The organism is Brucella sp. RRSP16 (genome assembly GCF_052246815.1).
GTDB lineage: Bacteria > Pseudomonadota > Alphaproteobacteria > Rhizobiales > Rhizobiaceae > Brucella > Brucella intermedia.
Genome location: NZ_JBQQAM010000004.1, coordinates 39283 through 53021, shown reverse-complemented (window position 1 = coordinate 53021; position 13739 = coordinate 39283). Strand labels below are relative to the sequence as shown.

The following is a 13739-nucleotide window of genomic DNA, read 5'->3' as shown; positions in this document are numbered from 1 at the left end:
CCAAATCGCCCCGGCTAATCACTCGCTGGGTTCATTATCCATCCAACGCTGCTTGGATCGGTCCAGATGCGTTCGCATCGCTGCTTGCGCCTGAAGCGGATCCTTCGCCTCAAGCGCCGCATAGATCGCCTCGTGCTCGGCCAGAGCCAGAGCCCATGTATCGTTATCCTCGAAGCGCGTTCTGATATGCGACGTCAGCGGACTATGCCGCTCGTCGAAAAGGTCGCGCACGATGCGCACCAGCACGGAGTTCCCCGATTGCTCGGCGATGAGCAGATGAAACTGCCTGTCGAGTTCAATGGCCTTGCGCCCGGCATCGACATTCACCTTCATGGCGTCAATCGTTGCGCGCAGTTCGGCCAGGCTTTCAGGCGTCATGCGCGCACAGGCCATGACAACCACGCTGCCCTCGACCATTTCGCGCGCCTGCATGATTTCGAGCGGGCTCTCGCCGATGGAAGCTCCTTGTGAAAGCGAACGCTTTTCCGACTCTGCCGTGACATAGATGCCGGAACCCATGCGGATTTCGACATTGCCGGCGATTTCGAGCGCAATCAGCGCTTCGCGCAGCGAAGGCCGCGACACACCGAGCTGCTGTGCCAGCTCGCGCTCAGCCGGAAGCCTGCTGCCAGCAGGAAACTGGCCGTCCTGAATGAGGTTTCTCACCCGGTCTGCAATCTGCTGATAAAGCCTGCGCGGTTCCGCGGTCGCCGTAAAGTCGCTCATGATGCTCCCAATTCGCCTCTCCTCGAATTGGCCTTACCATATTAGCAAGCGAAACGAAGCGCAATATACGCAGAAACTCAAAGAATTGCGGCAAATTGCACATTTCCACATCTGCGCTGAAATCATTCGGCCCTTAAATCTTCCCACTGGCTTGACCAATTTACCCTGCATCGCTTAGTTAAAACCACTGATTTATGGGAGAAGGTCATGCACGAAAAGCCAGCGATCCTGCAGTTTGGCACCAGTCGTTTTCTGTTGGCTCATGCCGATTTCTTTGTTTCGGAGGCGCTTGCCGAGGGCAAAGCCATCGGGACAATCACCGTCGTGCAGACTACTTCAAATCCGCAGAGCAGCCAGCGGATCGCAGCCCTGAACGAAGCCCGCAGCTATCCGGTAATGATCCGCGGACTGGCTGATGGGAAACCCTTTGAGAAGGAATATCAGGCGCAAGGCGTCACCACCGCCTATTCCGCCCATCAAGACTGGCCTGCGATTCTCGACCTTGGCACCAGTGTCGATGTGATTCTTTCCAATACCGGGGACAAGGGTTTTGAGCTCGACAAGAGCGATGACAGTTCGCTTCTTGCCAATCCGGAAGCTTTACCGAAGAGCTTTCCGGCCAAGCTTCTGGTGCTTCTGCATCACCGCTGGCAGCACAATCCCGATGCGCCGCTGTCGGTATTTCCCTGCGAGCTGATCTCGCGCAATGGCGACAAGCTACGCTCTATCCTGATCGATCTCGCCCATGACTGGAAACTGCCGGACAGTTTCGTGCAATGGCTCGAAACCCGCTGCGTCTTCGCCAACAGCCTTGTTGATCGTATCGTCTCAGAACCCATCGAGCCGATCGGCGCCGTCGCCGAACCCTATGCGCTGTGGGCAATCGAGGAGGCCGATGGCCTGACGCTGCCTTGCGAACACAAAGATATCGTCCTCACCGACGATCTTGCACGCTATGAGCATCTGAAGCTCTATCTGCTCAACCTTGGCCATACATTCATCGCAGAACAATGGCTGAAGGGCGGTCGCCCGAAAGACGAGATAGTGCTGGAAGCCATGCAGGACGAAACGATCCGGCGTGAACTGGAAACGGTCTGGCGTGAGGAAGTCCTGCCGGTTTTCGCTGCGGACGGGCTTGGAGACCAGGCGGCGGCTTATATGGATTCTGTGCGGGAACGGTTTCTTAACCCCTTCCTCAAGCACCGTATCGCAGACATTGCTTCCAACCACGAGGAGAAGAAGCGCCGCCGCTTCGCGCCGGTTATCGATCGCGCGTCGGAACTCGGTCTCGACCTGGAGCAGCCACGCCTGAAAGCGGCTGTGGCCTCCTGAAACTACGCGTCGTGCTTTCCGAAAATCGGATTCGATTTTCGGGCCGATGCTGCCAGCCATTCGTTCAGCTCGACTTCGGCGCGTTCAAGCGCGCTGTAGTTCAGCAGTTTGCGCAAAAGCGCGACCGTTACCGCGCGCGCCCGCAGATTGAAACGCCCCTCATCCGGCTCGCTCTTCTCCTGATACACCCCAAGTTTTTCATAGAGTTGCTGCAATCTGTTCTGGACACTTCTCAATGACAGATTGCGGCGGCGCGCAATGACGCGATCCGTAAGCCCCAGCGCGATATCGATCAGAATCTCATATTCGCTTTCGCTGAAACCGCTGGCATGACCAAGGCTCTTTTGCTGGAGGCCGCGCACCTCACGGTCGATGACGCATTGGGCTTCGACGAAGATGCTGCGCAATGCCAGCCGCAGCTTGTCGTCCGATGCGGACTTCAAAACATAGCCGTAAGCCGCCCCTTCCGGCACGATGCGCGACACGCCGCGCACATAGGCTTCGTCGGCATAGTTCGACCAGAACAATATGCGCGTTTCGGGATTTTCCTTCCAGATGGTGCGCGCGGCTTCGATGCCGTTGCGCCCGTTCATCTGCAAATCCATGACGATATGGGCGGCCCTGTGCTGGCGCGCGAGTTTCTCGCCCGTCGACCCGTTTTCAGCTTCCAGCACATCGCTGCATTCCGGCAGCGCCGCCCGCACGGCCTCGCCGAGATAGGCGCGGTGCAACGGATCATCTTCCACGATCAGAACATGCATTTTATCCTCCGCCCTCCCGGCACATTTCCGCAGGCAGGTGAATCGTCACACTGGTGCCGCCGCCTTCCCCGTTTTTCCTGATAGCGAAACTCGCAGAAATCAACCGCGCGCGTGTGCGCATATTGTCGATCCCATGCCCAACGTCGGGACGCTGCGTATGGCGATCCATACCGATGCCGTTGTCCGCCACTTCAACATGCAGGCGACCGCCCTTGTTGCGGAACGCGACGCGCAACCGGCTTGCATGAGCATGACGGATTGCATTGTTGATTGCCTCCTGCACGATGCGAAACAGCGAGGTCGCGACCGTTTCTTCCAGCCGATCCGCCATGCCGCCGCTGCTGTCATCCAGCGTCCATTCGACGGACGATCCGCTGTCGCGCACCGAACGGCCCAGATGGTTTTCCGTCGCCTGCACGAAACCGAACAGCTGGAGGATCGAAGGCTTCGCTTCTTCAATGATTTGCCGAAGATCGTGCATGCAATGCTGGAGCCCCCGAAACAGCGGCTCGAGCTGCTCGCCGGAGAGGTCCGGGGCATGGGTGAGCCGCTCCACATGGCGCGCCAGTCGTGTCAGATCGGCGAGCGTCTGGTCGTGCAGGTCCATGCCGATGCGGTGGCGCTCGATTTCCAGCGCTTCCGTCAGTTTAAGCGCGCCGAAGCGCAAGCCTTCCTCCCGCGCTCGCGCTTCCGCTTCCACAATGGCGGACCGCTTGGCCTGCTCCGCCGCACGGATCGCGAAGAAATACGGGGTAAGCAGATCGGCAATCGACTGGGCATTTTCCACGTCCCGCATGGTGTAGCAGGCGGGAGTGAGACTGGAACAGCTGAGCGCGCCGATAATATCGCCCTGCGCCTTTAGCGGCACATGCAGGCGGCCCTTCAGATCGTGCTCGATAATGGGTCTGGAGAAAGCACCCGTAAAATGAAAGCGCGGATCGGTGCGCGCATCGTCAGTGAGAAGATGATCGGCCTCGCCGGAAAGCACAGTTCGAATGGGACTGCCGGAAAGCGGTGCGGGCGGATTGCGGCTCCAGTCCGTCGATATGCCGCTCTCATAGGCGATATGAAACTTGCCATCGAGCGTCTTGATGCAGACGTCCAGATGGTCATAGGGCACGATATGCGTGATCTCCGCCGCCACCGCCCGGATGATGGAATCGAAGTCGAGTTGTCCCGCCAGCAATCTGGAAATATTCAGATAGTGGTCGAGCAACCTTTGGGGGGCGAGTTCAAGCAAGCGTCTCTCCTCCAGAACGCAAACTGCTCATGAAGCTATAATACGCCGCGACATCCTCGGCGCGTCTTGCGGGTTTCCGCAATTTTGCTGCGGGAACCCGCAAGTCAGTTGCTTCAATGGGCCTTCACAGAAGGCTTCTCTTCTTTCATCCTCGCTTCACCAGAAAATTGCCCGCGATACAAGAGTGAAAAATCGCATCAGGCGCGGACTGGTGCCGTTGAGGAGCGGCGGTGCGGGAGGCTCGCGCCACAATCAATTCAGACGATCCGAAGTGCCGGGGCGCTGCGGGTCGCATACTGGCAACTGGGAGGAATGAATGAAACTCGCAAAAATCCTTTTCGCATCCGCAGCACTGGCAGGCGTATTGGCCGCAGGCAGCGCAATGGCCGACACATCATCGAAGAAGATCGCATTCTCGAACAATTATGCTGGCAACTCGTGGCGTCAGGCCATGCTGGAAAGCTGGGACAAGATCACCAAGGAAGCCGTGAAGGCCGGCGTGGTGGCTGCTGCCGACCCGTTCACGACGGCTGAAAACCAGGCGACCGAACAGGCCGCGCAGATCCAGAACATGATCCTGCAGGGTTATGACGCCATCGTCATCAATGCCGCCTCGCCAACCGCCTTGAATGGCGCGATCAAGGAAGCCTGCGATGCGGGCATCACGGTCGTTTCCTTCGACGGCATCGTGACCGAGCCTTGCGCATGGCGCATTGCGGTCGATTTCAAGGCGATGGGTGAAGGACAGATCGACTATCTTGCCAAGCGCCTCCCGGATGGCGGCAACCTGCTCGAAATTCGCGGCCTTGCCGGTGTTTCCGTCGATGACAATATCCATGCCGGCATCGAAGAAGGCGTGAAGAAACATCCGAAATTCAAGATCGTCGGTTCCGTCAATGGCGACTGGGCCGCAGACGTCGCACAGCGTGCCGTCGCGGGCATTCTCCCAAGCCTGCCGAAAATCGATGCGGTCGTGACGCAGGGTGGCGACGGTTACGGCGCTGCGCAGGCTTTCGCCGCCGCCAAGCGCGAAACGCCGATCATCATCATGGGCAATCGTGAGGACGAACTGCAGTGGTGGAAACAGCAGAAGGACACCAACGGCTACGAAACCATGTCGGTTTCGATTGCGCCCGGCGTATCCACGCTTGCTTTCTGGGTTGCCCAGCAGATTCTCGACGGCAAGGACGTGAAGAAGGACCTTGTGGTTCCGTTCCTCAGCGTCAGCCAGGAATCGCTCGACAAGGACCTTGCCAACACCCAGAAGGGTGGCGTCGCGAATGTCGAATATTCGCTTGAAGACGCGCAGAAGGTCATCGACGCCGCGAAATAAGCAGCGCGTTGCATCATCAGACGATTGGGGCGGGTTTCGTTCCCGCCCTTTTCCGTCACCTCTATTCAGCATTTCCAGCAGTCAGATGAACGTATGACAGAAGCAGCAGAGAAACGAGAGGTCGTCGCCGCGCGCAATATCCGCGTGCAGTTCGGTGCGGTGAAAGCACTGGATGGCGCCGAACTCGTGATCCGCGAAGGCGAGTGTGTCGGGCTTGTGGGGCACAATGGCGCGGGCAAATCCACCATCGTCAATGTCATCAATGGCGGGCTGTCGCCGCACGAAGGCAGCGTTTCCTATCACGGCGAAGCGGGACATGGCGTGGCGATGGCACGCAAGCACGGTGTGCGCTGCGTGTTTCAGGAACTGTCGCTGTTCCCCAACCTGACGATTGCCGAGAATGTCCGCATCATGCAACGCGACCTCGAAGGCGCGAACTGGCGCGGCAAGGCCGTTGAACTGATTTCCAAAAAGCTCAACGAGATTTTTCCGGGCCACAAGATCGACAGCAGCGCGACCATCGACGAACTGTCGATTGCCGAGCGGCAGATGGTGGAAATCGCAATCAACTTCACCGCTCCCGGCACTGCACCAAAACTGGTCATTCTCGACGAGCCGACCTCATCGCTCGATGCAGGCATTGCCGCGCAACTGATGGCCTATGTGCGTCGCTTCGTTGAAACCGGCGGTGCCGTTATCCTCATTTCGCACATGCTGGGCGAAATTCTCTCCACCTCCGACCGCATCGTGGTGATGAAGGACGGCAAGGTCGTCGCCAATCGCGCCGCCAGCGAATTTACCAATCGCAGCCTCGTCGAAGCCATGGGCAGCGTGGAGCGCGAGAAAGCGGCGCGCCGCGTCGCAAAGACGGATGCCACCGGCTCACCCGTTCTGTCCTTCGCAAAGCGCGCCTCCGACATAAAGCCGTTTCAGGCTTTCAAGGGCGAAGTCATCGGCCTCGCCGGTCTGGCAGGGCACGGACAGACCAGGATGCTGCTCGACCTTTACTATGCGCGGCGCCCCAATTGGATACCGGCCCGGACCTGCGAGATCGCCTTCGTCGCAGGCGACCGCAGCCTCAACGGCACTTTTCCGCTGTGGAGCATCCTGCACAATCTCACGGTCAGTTCGCTCGACCGGCTTTCGTCGCTGAAACTCGTCGACCAGACAAGGGAAGACGCGCTCGGCGGAGAATGGAAGGACCGCATCCAGATACGCACGCCTGATATGGGCAACCGCATCCTGTCACTGTCGGGCGGCAACCAGCAGAAAGTGCTGTTCGCCCGCGCTCTGGCAACCAGCGCGCATACGATCCTGATGGACGATCCGATGCGTGGCGTCGATGTCGGCACCAAGCAGGAAGTCTATGAAATTCTGCGCCATGAGGCGGAAAACGGGCGCACATTCGTCTGGTATTCTACCGAAATGGACGAAATCGAACTTTGCGACCGCGTCTATGTTTTCCGCGACGGTGCTATCGTTGCTGAACTGACCGGCGAAGACATTACGGAAAAGAACGTGCTTGCCGCATCATTCGAGGGAGGTCACGAATAATGCGCCTCTCCTCTTCCACCATCCGCCTGCTGACGCCGGTGTTCTCGCTGGTCCTGCTTCTGGCCGCCGTCTTCTACATGCAGCCGCGTGCCATGAGCTACACCGGGCTGAACCTCCTGTTCAATCTTGCCGTCCCGATCGCACTGGCAACCATCGCCCAGATGCTGATCATGGCCGTCAACGACCTCGATCTTTCGATGGGCACCTTCGTGAGCTTCGTGGTCTGCGTCGCCGCCACCTATCTTCACACCGCTCCCATCATCGGAGTGTTGATCCTCGCCGCCGCTATTGCGGCTTATGCGGCGCTCGGCGCGCTGATCCATCTGCGCAACCTGCCATCCATCGTCGTCACGCTGGGCATGAGCTTCGTCTGGGGCGGCTTCGCAGTCCTTCTGCTGCCATCGCCGGGCGGCCAGGCTCCCGACTGGGCGCGGTGGATCATGACCGCCAAGCCGCCTTTCATGCCGATGGCTATTGTCGCCAGCATTCTGATTGCGCTGGTCACGCATTTCATCGTGATGCGGTCGACCTTCGGCGTGCTGATGCGCGGCGCGGGCGGCAACACGCGCTCCATCGAGCGCGCCGGCTGGTCTGTCACCACGATCCGCGCCGGAACCTATGCGCTGGCTGCTTTCTTCGCGGTGCTTGCAGGTATTGCGCTGGTGGGCCTCACCACATCGGCGGACGCCAATATCGCGCTACGTTATACGCTTCTCTCCATCGCAGGCGTCATTCTGGGCGGCGGTGAATTCGTCGGCGGGCGCGTCTCGCCCATCGGCGCTGTCATCGGCGCGCTCACACTGACGCTTGCAGGATCGTTCCTCTCCTTTATGCGCATTTCACCGGATTGGCAGATCGGAGCGCAAGGCGGCATTCTCATCGTGGTGCTGGCCCTGCGCCTCTTCCTCAACCGCCTCGAAAAGAGGGAGAAAAAGCAATGAACGGTCTCGCCCTGCTTACCAGCCGCCCATGGATATGGTCGTTCATCGCGACCGTCGTCGTGTGGATCATCACCATTCTTTTCACCGGAGGCGCAGGCGCGCACGGGCTTTCCCACGCTGCCTTCACCTTTGCATCCTTCTCGGTGATCGTCGGCCTCGGCCAAATGTTCGTCATCACGCTCGGCCCGGGCAATATCGATCTGTCGGTGCCTGCCAACATGACGCTCGCCGCAACGCTGGCGCTGAAGCTGATGGATTCCCAGGAGGGAATGATCCTCGCCGGGCTCGCCGTGGCGCTGCTCATCGGCCTTGCCATCGGCATCTGCAATTATGCGCTGATCAAGCTCCTGCGCATTCCGCCCATCATCGCCACCTTGTCGATGAGCTTCCTGATCCAATCAACCGCCATCTGGAGCAATCGCGGCCTGCGCGTAAAACCGCCGGAAAGCCTGGCACAGTTTACCACAGCCTCGACCTTCGGCATTCCCAATGTCGCCATCGTGGCTCTGATCCTGTCGGTCATTGGCTGGGTACTCCTGAAAAAGAGCATCTACGGGCGCTGGATTTCTGCAATCGGCCAGAATCCTTTCGCGGCGCGCATGGCCGGAATCCCTGTCGATGGCACGCGCTTCATCACCTATCTGCTCTGCGCCGTTCTGGCCTCGCTCTGCGGCTTCCTGCTTGCCTGTTTCTCGGGCGGCGCGGCGCTGAACATGGGGGCGGAATATCTCCTGATGTCGATTGCTGTCGTCATCATCGGCGGTACAGCGGTTGCCGGTGGCGATTCCAACATCCCCGGCATCTGGGGCGCGGCCCTGTTCATGTTCCTCATCGTCTCGATGCTCAACACTTATGGTTTCGGCGCCGGTGTCCGCCTCGTCCTGACCGGGCTCACCATCATTGCGGTGATCATCCTCGCCAGTGGCCGTCGGGCTACGCGATAGTTTTTCCGGAGTAATTTTCCTTGCTACAGACTGTTTCGATTTACGAAATCCACGACGAACGTTTCAAGCAGATGATCGTGCCGAGCGCCGATCTGGACGAGCTTTATTGCGGCTGTCGCTGGGCGGAAGGTCCGGTGTGGTTCGGTGACCAGAACTGCCTTTTGTGGAGCGACATTCCCAACCAGCGCATTCTGCGCTGGGTGCCAGAAGGCGGAGTTTCCGTATTCCGCCAGCCATCCAATTTCTCAAACGGCAATACGCGCGACCGCGAAGGACGCCTCGTCACCTGCGAGCATGGGGGCCGGCGCGTCACCCGTACCGAACCGGACGGCAGCATCACCGTGCTTGCCGAGAGCTACCAGGGCAAGAAGCTCAATGCCCCCAATGATGTGATTGTGCGTTCAGACGGAACCGTCTGGTTCACCGATCCGACATACGGCATCATGGCCGATTATGAAGGCTACAAGGCCCTACCCGAACAGCCGACACGCAACGTCTATCGCCTTGACCCGAAAACGGGCGAACTCGATGCGATCATCACCGATTTCCATCAGCCGAACGGCCTTGCCTTCTCCCCTGACGAAACCAGGCTCTATGTTGCCGACAGCGCCTACAGCCACGACGAGAACGCACCGCGCCACATCCGCGTCTTCGACGTTGTGGATGGCGGCAAACGCGTCACCGGCGGCACGGTCTTCTGCACCATCGATAATGGCTTGCCGGACGGTTTCCGCTTCGATACGGACGGCAACCTGTGGACCAGCGCCGGCGACGGCGTGCACTGTTTCTCCCCGGAAGGCACGCTCCTCGGCAAGCTCAGAACGCCGCAGACAGTCGCAAACGTGACTTTTGGCGGCCCGCGCCGCAACCGGCTTTTCATCGCCGCCACGAAGTCGCTTTATGCGGTCTATCTCACCGTCACCGGTGCTCAATATCCCTGAAAAAAATTACGGCGGCTTTCCAGAATGAAAAGCCGCCGCTCATTATAAATAGAGTAATTCATTGAAATAACTGCATTTGCCGCACGCCCGTTAATGCGGGCGTGCCAATATTGTTTCTTGATCCAAAACGGATCTTTCCGGCCGAAAGCCAGAGAGACCCGCATATCAGGACCGAGAATGACGGAACAAATCAAAGAATGATCTCTTCTGTCCTTCTGCAATGCACCTGGAGACAAGGCTACGCCTGCCACTCGGTGCATATGCCCTGATGCGCTGAGGCTTTATAACGCCATCGTCAACGCCATGAAAACAGATTGTCAATAAATACAGTCAATTTACTGTGATTAAATTGAATAAAACGTGCAACTTATCATAATGTTAGTATTATTTTATAAGTATCTATATTAGCAATTTCTATTTTATAATCCTACTTGTTACCATATTTATTAGGATATCCACATGAAGCAGGATAATGACCGTCGCGGACTGCTGTTCAATCCTCTCACCCCCGTCAAGCCGAATATCTGAGTTTCACAGAACGTCGGTCCGGCGCTCGATAGCGGATATGGCACCCGTCGATGCCCGTGTGCTCGACGTCGACTTCTATGCCGAAGACCTCGGCGATGCGCTCTGCCCGCAACACCTCGCGGGGCGTGCCCAGCGCGACGAGGTTTCCGCGGTCCATGACCGCGATACGGTCGCAGAACATCGCGGCGTGGTTGAGGTCGTGCAAGGCAGCCACGACCGTCAGCTTCTGCCGGCTGACAAGATCGAGCAGCCCGATCTGGTGTCCGATATCGAGATGATTGGTCGGCTCGTCCAGCAGCAATATCCGTGGTTCCTGCGCCAGAGCGCGGGCTATGTGCAGTCGCTGTCGCTCCCCACCCGAAAGCGTGTGCCAGTAGCGGTCGGCCAGATGCGCCATATCGACATTTGCCAGCGCCTGATCAACGATTGCATCATCTTCCGCCGACCATGGCGACAGCGCGCCCAGATAGGGCGTCCGCCCCAGCTCCACCGCCTGACGCGCCGTGATGCGTTCCGTGGTGCCCGCCTGCTGCTCGACCAGCGCCATCCGGCGTGCGATCTCGCGACGGCTGAAGCTGCCGATGGGCGCGCCGCAAAGGTTCACTTCGCCGACGCGGCACCGGCGCACGCCAGACAGCAGGGACAGAAAACTGGTCTTTCCCGATCCGTTCGGCCCGATGATGCCAAGAAATTCACCTTCCGCCACGTTTAGCGAAATATTGCGCAAAATCTCGACATTGCCCGCCGACCAGCCGACATTGCGTGCTGAAAGGATCATGACGACGCCCTTCTTTGTCCGAGCAAGAGGGCGAAGGCGGGCGCACCGAACAAAGCCGTGATGACGCCAATCGGAAGCACCTGCCCCGGAATGATTATGCGCGACAGGATATCGGCAACGATCATGAAGATTGCTCCAATCAGAGCCGCCGCAGGCAACAGCCTGCCGTGCCGAACCCCGACCACCATTCGGGCGGCATGGGGAATGACGAGCCCGATGAAGCCGACAGAGCCGACGATGGATACCATGACCGCCGTCATCATGGCGCTGACGCCGATCAGCACCGCATAGACGCGCCGTACCGGTATGCCGAGCGAAGCTGCGGATTCCGTTCCGAAGGTAAAGGCATCCAGCGCCCGTGAATGCCACAGGCAGATGGCAAGGCCCACCAGACAGGCAGGCAGGGCAAGGATGACGTCCGGCCAGCGCACGCCCGAAAGATTGCCCAAAAGCCAGAACATGATGCCGCGTGCCTGTTCTGCATTTGCAGCCTTGGTGACGATGAATGATGTCAGCGCATTGAAAAGCTGTGAACCGGCAATGCCGGCGAGGATGATCGCGCTGCTGTCCCGCCCTGCCCGCAGCGCCAGCAGGGAAACAAGGCAGAAGGCAACGATGGCTCCGATGAAAGCGCCCAGCGAAAGCGATAGCACACCAGCGCCGATGCCCAGAATGGCGACGCCGACAGCCCCGGTCGAAGCACCCGCAGAAATTCCAAGAATGTAAGGATCGGCAAGTGAATTTCGCAGCAGCGATTGCAGGATGACGCCGGATATTGCGAGCGACGCGCCGCAACATGCGGCGATGACGGCCCGGCTGAGGCGATAACTCCAGACGATGCCCTCATCGATGGGTTCGAGCGCATATCCGGCGTTCCACACCCGGTTGGCCACGGTCTTGGCAACCACGTCGAGCGGTATCGCCGTTTCGCCTATCGCAGCCCCAAGCCAAAGGGCGACAAGAAGCAGGACAAGCGAAAAGACCAGGAAAGACACGCCGGAGCGTGCCCTTCCCTTGTGTTTCAAGCCCGTTGCTGTTGCCCGCGCCGTCACTTGTCGAGGTCCGAGGCGGCAATATCGGCGGCAAGCGTTTCGATGCCCTCGATCACGCGAAGCGATGTGCTCATCGATTGCGCATCCATGTCGAAGACATGCTTGTCCTTCACCGCAGGCATCAGCTTCGTGACAGCATCATTGTCGAGGAACTGGCGCTTGACGGCAATGTCATCAGCCGGATAGCGGCGGCGATCCAGCTTTGCGGCAACGATCATCGACGGGTTCGATTTCGCGATCGTCTCCCATCCGACTGTCGGCCATTCTTCCTCGCTGTCGATCACATTCCTGATGCCGAGCGCCGAAAGAATATAGGCCGGCGCACCGAACTTACCCGCTACATAGGGGTCAGCGTCAACCTGTGCGCTGGAGAACCAGACGACTGCAGAAAGATTTTCGCCTTTGGACGAAATTTTCTCACGCGCCGCTGCTTCGCGGGCCTTCAGGTCGGCGACGAGTTTCTCGCCACGGTCCTGCACGTTGAAGATTTCCGCCAGTTCGGTGATTTCCTGATAGACGATATCCATCTTGAACGCCGCAGTGCGAACGCCGTCGCCGCCACCGGAATTATCCTTGCCGACGCAATCGGATGGCGACGTGTAGGCCGGAATGCCAAGCTCCTCGAATTGTTCCGGCTTTGCCACAATGCCCGTGGGGCCTACATGCCACTGAAAATCAGCCGTCACGATTTCCGGCTTTTCCGCCAGAACGCTTTCAAAGCTCGGATCGTTATCGGCGAGCCGCTTTACCTTGGCGTTGGCCTCCTCGAAACCCTTGAGGACAGGGCCGAACCAGACCGCTGTCCCGACGAGCTTGTCGCCGAGACCGAGGCTATAGAGAATTTCTGCGCTGCTCTGGCCAACCGCGACGGCGCGGCTTGGTGCCTGCTTGAAGGTGACATCACGGCCGCAGTTTTTCAGCGTCAGCGGATATTGCGTTTCTGCTGCCCGTGCAGCCGGACCGCTTGCCAGAAATGCGACCGCGCAGAGGGCGGCACGAAACGGCGTATTGCCTGGAATTTTCATAGGAATCCCCGAAAATGATAAGAGAAACGAGCCCTGTCAGGCGGCGGAAAAAATCCGGCGCGAAAGACGGACAGGCATATCCGGGGACATGTCGAAATCATGCGATGACGATGGAAGGAAGCGTCCTGCGACGCGGAAAACTGTCATAACCGGCTCCTGCTCCGGGCATCCCCGCCCGTGACAATGGACAACACTAGACGGCAGGTCTCCTGGCTCGCGAATATCTGCTGTTCATCTGCCTTCCCGCGCTTCTCCGGCGCAGTGGCATGACGCTTTCAACGTCACGAGGATGAACGGCAATCCGCTTACAGTTGCGGGGGCAGCCACGGTCTTGGCCCCTTTTCGGGTCGTCCTCACCGTGTTCCCTATTAATCCCCTTCGCTCTCGGTCGGGGAACCGTCGTTACACTATTACGTTGGCCCGCTGCCGCCGTCAAGCAGGTCTCGACGGCTATTTCCGGCGCGCGATCTTCAAGCGATTCGAAAGCGTGTCACTTAAATTGCGGCCAAACTATTGTCGCATATGCTGGCCTATTGAATTTGTTTTCGCTAATCTCCATGTAGTTTGCTCCTGCTAGGAAAGCG

General features: G+C 58.8%; 13 protein-coding genes and 1 riboswitch. Of the genes, 6 read left to right on the top strand and 7 right to left on the bottom strand.

From position 1 onward, the window contains the following. Positions 1-18 precede the first annotated feature (18 nt). Positions 19-726: a FadR/GntR family transcriptional regulator gene (locus ACS5UA_RS07745; RefSeq protein WP_006469164.1), complete on the bottom strand. Its 708-nt coding sequence runs from the start codon at positions 724-726 to the stop codon at positions 19-21. A 207-nt stretch (positions 727-933) separates the two neighbouring features. Between ACS5UA_RS07745 and ACS5UA_RS07740 the strand changes: the two genes are divergently transcribed. Then, positions 934-2058 (top strand): mannitol dehydrogenase family protein, encoded by a 1125-nt coding sequence (locus ACS5UA_RS07740; protein WP_443101248.1) that lies wholly within the window; start codon positions 934-936, stop codon positions 2056-2058. A 2-nt stretch (positions 2059-2060) separates the two neighbouring features. Here the strand turns inward: ACS5UA_RS07740 and ACS5UA_RS07735 are convergent, their stop codons facing one another. Together ACS5UA_RS07735 and ACS5UA_RS07730 are read right to left on the bottom strand one after the other, a co-directional pair. Continuing rightward, positions 2061-2819: a response regulator transcription factor gene (locus tag ACS5UA_RS07735; RefSeq protein WP_063621116.1), complete on the bottom strand. Its 759-nt coding sequence runs from the start codon at positions 2817-2819 to the stop codon at positions 2061-2063. Position 2820: 1 nt separating this feature from the next. Beyond that, a complete protein-coding gene (locus tag ACS5UA_RS07730) occupies positions 2821-4059 on the bottom strand; it encodes a GAF domain-containing sensor histidine kinase (protein ID WP_063621118.1) in 1239 nt (412 codons plus the stop codon). A gap of 316 nt (positions 4060-4375) precedes the next feature. Here ACS5UA_RS07730 and ACS5UA_RS07725 point away from each other — a divergent pair, with 316 nt between their 5' ends. The 5 genes from ACS5UA_RS07725 to ACS5UA_RS07705 all read left to right on the top strand — a co-directional run bounded on the left by ACS5UA_RS07725 (position 4376) and on the right by ACS5UA_RS07705 (position 9772). Beyond that, on the top strand, positions 4376-5392 hold the full coding sequence (locus ACS5UA_RS07725) for an ABC transporter substrate-binding protein (protein WP_063621120.1): 1017 nt from the start codon (positions 4376-4378) through the stop codon (positions 5390-5392). Between the two features lie 93 nt (positions 5393-5485). Then, a complete protein-coding gene (locus ACS5UA_RS07720) occupies positions 5486-6946 on the top strand; it encodes an ATP-binding cassette domain-containing protein (protein ID WP_063621122.1) in 1461 nt (486 codons plus the stop codon). Beyond that, positions 6946-7887 carry an ABC transporter permease gene (locus ACS5UA_RS07715; RefSeq protein ID WP_063621124.1) on the top strand — a complete coding sequence of 314 codons (942 nt, stop codon included), beginning with the start codon at positions 6946-6948 and terminating at the stop codon, positions 7885-7887. Before ACS5UA_RS07720 ends, ACS5UA_RS07715 begins: the two co-directional genes overlap by 1 nt. After that, the gene (locus ACS5UA_RS07710) at positions 7884-8831 is read left to right on the top strand and encodes an ABC transporter permease (RefSeq protein WP_063621126.1); all 948 of its coding nucleotides are present in this window, start codon (positions 7884-7886) and stop codon (positions 8829-8831) included. Before ACS5UA_RS07715 ends, ACS5UA_RS07710 begins: the two co-directional genes overlap by 4 nt. Positions 8832-8902: 71 nt before the next feature. Then, on the top strand, positions 8903-9772 hold the full coding sequence (locus tag ACS5UA_RS07705; RefSeq protein ID WP_063621175.1) for an SMP-30/gluconolactonase/LRE family protein: 870 nt from the start codon (positions 8903-8905) through the stop codon (positions 9770-9772). Here the strand turns inward: ACS5UA_RS07705 and ACS5UA_RS07700 are convergent. The 4 genes from ACS5UA_RS07700 to ACS5UA_RS07685 form a co-directional block, all read right to left on the bottom strand. Next, a complete protein-coding gene (locus tag ACS5UA_RS07700; protein WP_138725209.1) occupies positions 9760-10023 on the bottom strand; it encodes a hypothetical protein in 264 nt (87 codons plus the stop codon). The two genes, ACS5UA_RS07705 and ACS5UA_RS07700, sit on opposite strands and share 13 nt — an antisense overlap. 260 nt (positions 10024-10283) lie before the next feature. Then, complete coding sequence (locus tag ACS5UA_RS07695; protein ID WP_063621128.1) at positions 10284-11078, bottom strand: ABC transporter ATP-binding protein; 795 nt, start codon at positions 11076-11078, stop codon at positions 10284-10286. After that, positions 11075-12130, bottom strand: coding sequence for a FecCD family ABC transporter permease (locus ACS5UA_RS07690; protein ID WP_100652645.1), 1056 nt, complete (start codon positions 12128-12130; stop codon positions 11075-11077). The genes ACS5UA_RS07695 and ACS5UA_RS07690 overlap by 4 nt, the downstream gene beginning before the upstream one ends. Beyond that, positions 12127-13155: an ABC transporter substrate-binding protein gene (locus ACS5UA_RS07685; protein ID WP_063621132.1), complete on the bottom strand. Its 1029-nt coding sequence runs from the start codon at positions 13153-13155 to the stop codon at positions 12127-12129. The genes ACS5UA_RS07690 and ACS5UA_RS07685 overlap by 4 nt, the downstream gene beginning before the upstream one ends. A gap of 182 nt (positions 13156-13337) precedes the next feature. Further along, positions 13338-13571, bottom strand: a riboswitch (cobalamin riboswitch). Between the last annotated feature and the right edge of the window lie 168 nt (positions 13572-13739).

Coding starts and splice junctions, on each gene's coding strand:
- ACS5UA_RS07745 (WP_006469164.1), bottom strand. CDS start 726: ATGAGCGACTTTACGGCGACCGCGGAACCGCGCAGGCTTTATCAGCAG.
- ACS5UA_RS07740 (WP_443101248.1), top strand. CDS start 934: ATGCACGAAAAGCCAGCGATCCTGCAGTTTGGCACCAGTCGTTTTCTG.
- ACS5UA_RS07735 (WP_063621116.1), bottom strand. CDS start 2,819: ATGCATGTTCTGATCGTGGAAGATGATCCGTTGCACCGCGCCTATCTC.
- ACS5UA_RS07725 (WP_063621120.1), top strand. CDS start 4,376: ATGAAACTCGCAAAAATCCTTTTCGCATCCGCAGCACTGGCAGGCGTA.
- ACS5UA_RS07720 (WP_063621122.1), top strand. CDS start 5,486: ATGACAGAAGCAGCAGAGAAACGAGAGGTCGTCGCCGCGCGCAATATC.
- ACS5UA_RS07715 (WP_063621124.1), top strand. CDS start 6,946: ATGCGCCTCTCCTCTTCCACCATCCGCCTGCTGACGCCGGTGTTCTCG.
- ACS5UA_RS07710 (WP_063621126.1), top strand. CDS start 7,884: ATGAACGGTCTCGCCCTGCTTACCAGCCGCCCATGGATATGGTCGTTC.
- ACS5UA_RS07705 (WP_063621175.1), top strand. CDS start 8,903: ATGATCGTGCCGAGCGCCGATCTGGACGAGCTTTATTGCGGCTGTCGC.
- ACS5UA_RS07695 (WP_063621128.1), bottom strand. CDS start 11,078: ATGATCCTTTCAGCACGCAATGTCGGCTGGTCGGCGGGCAATGTCGAG.
- ACS5UA_RS07685 (WP_063621132.1), bottom strand. CDS start 13,155: ATGAAAATTCCAGGCAATACGCCGTTTCGTGCCGCCCTCTGCGCGGTC.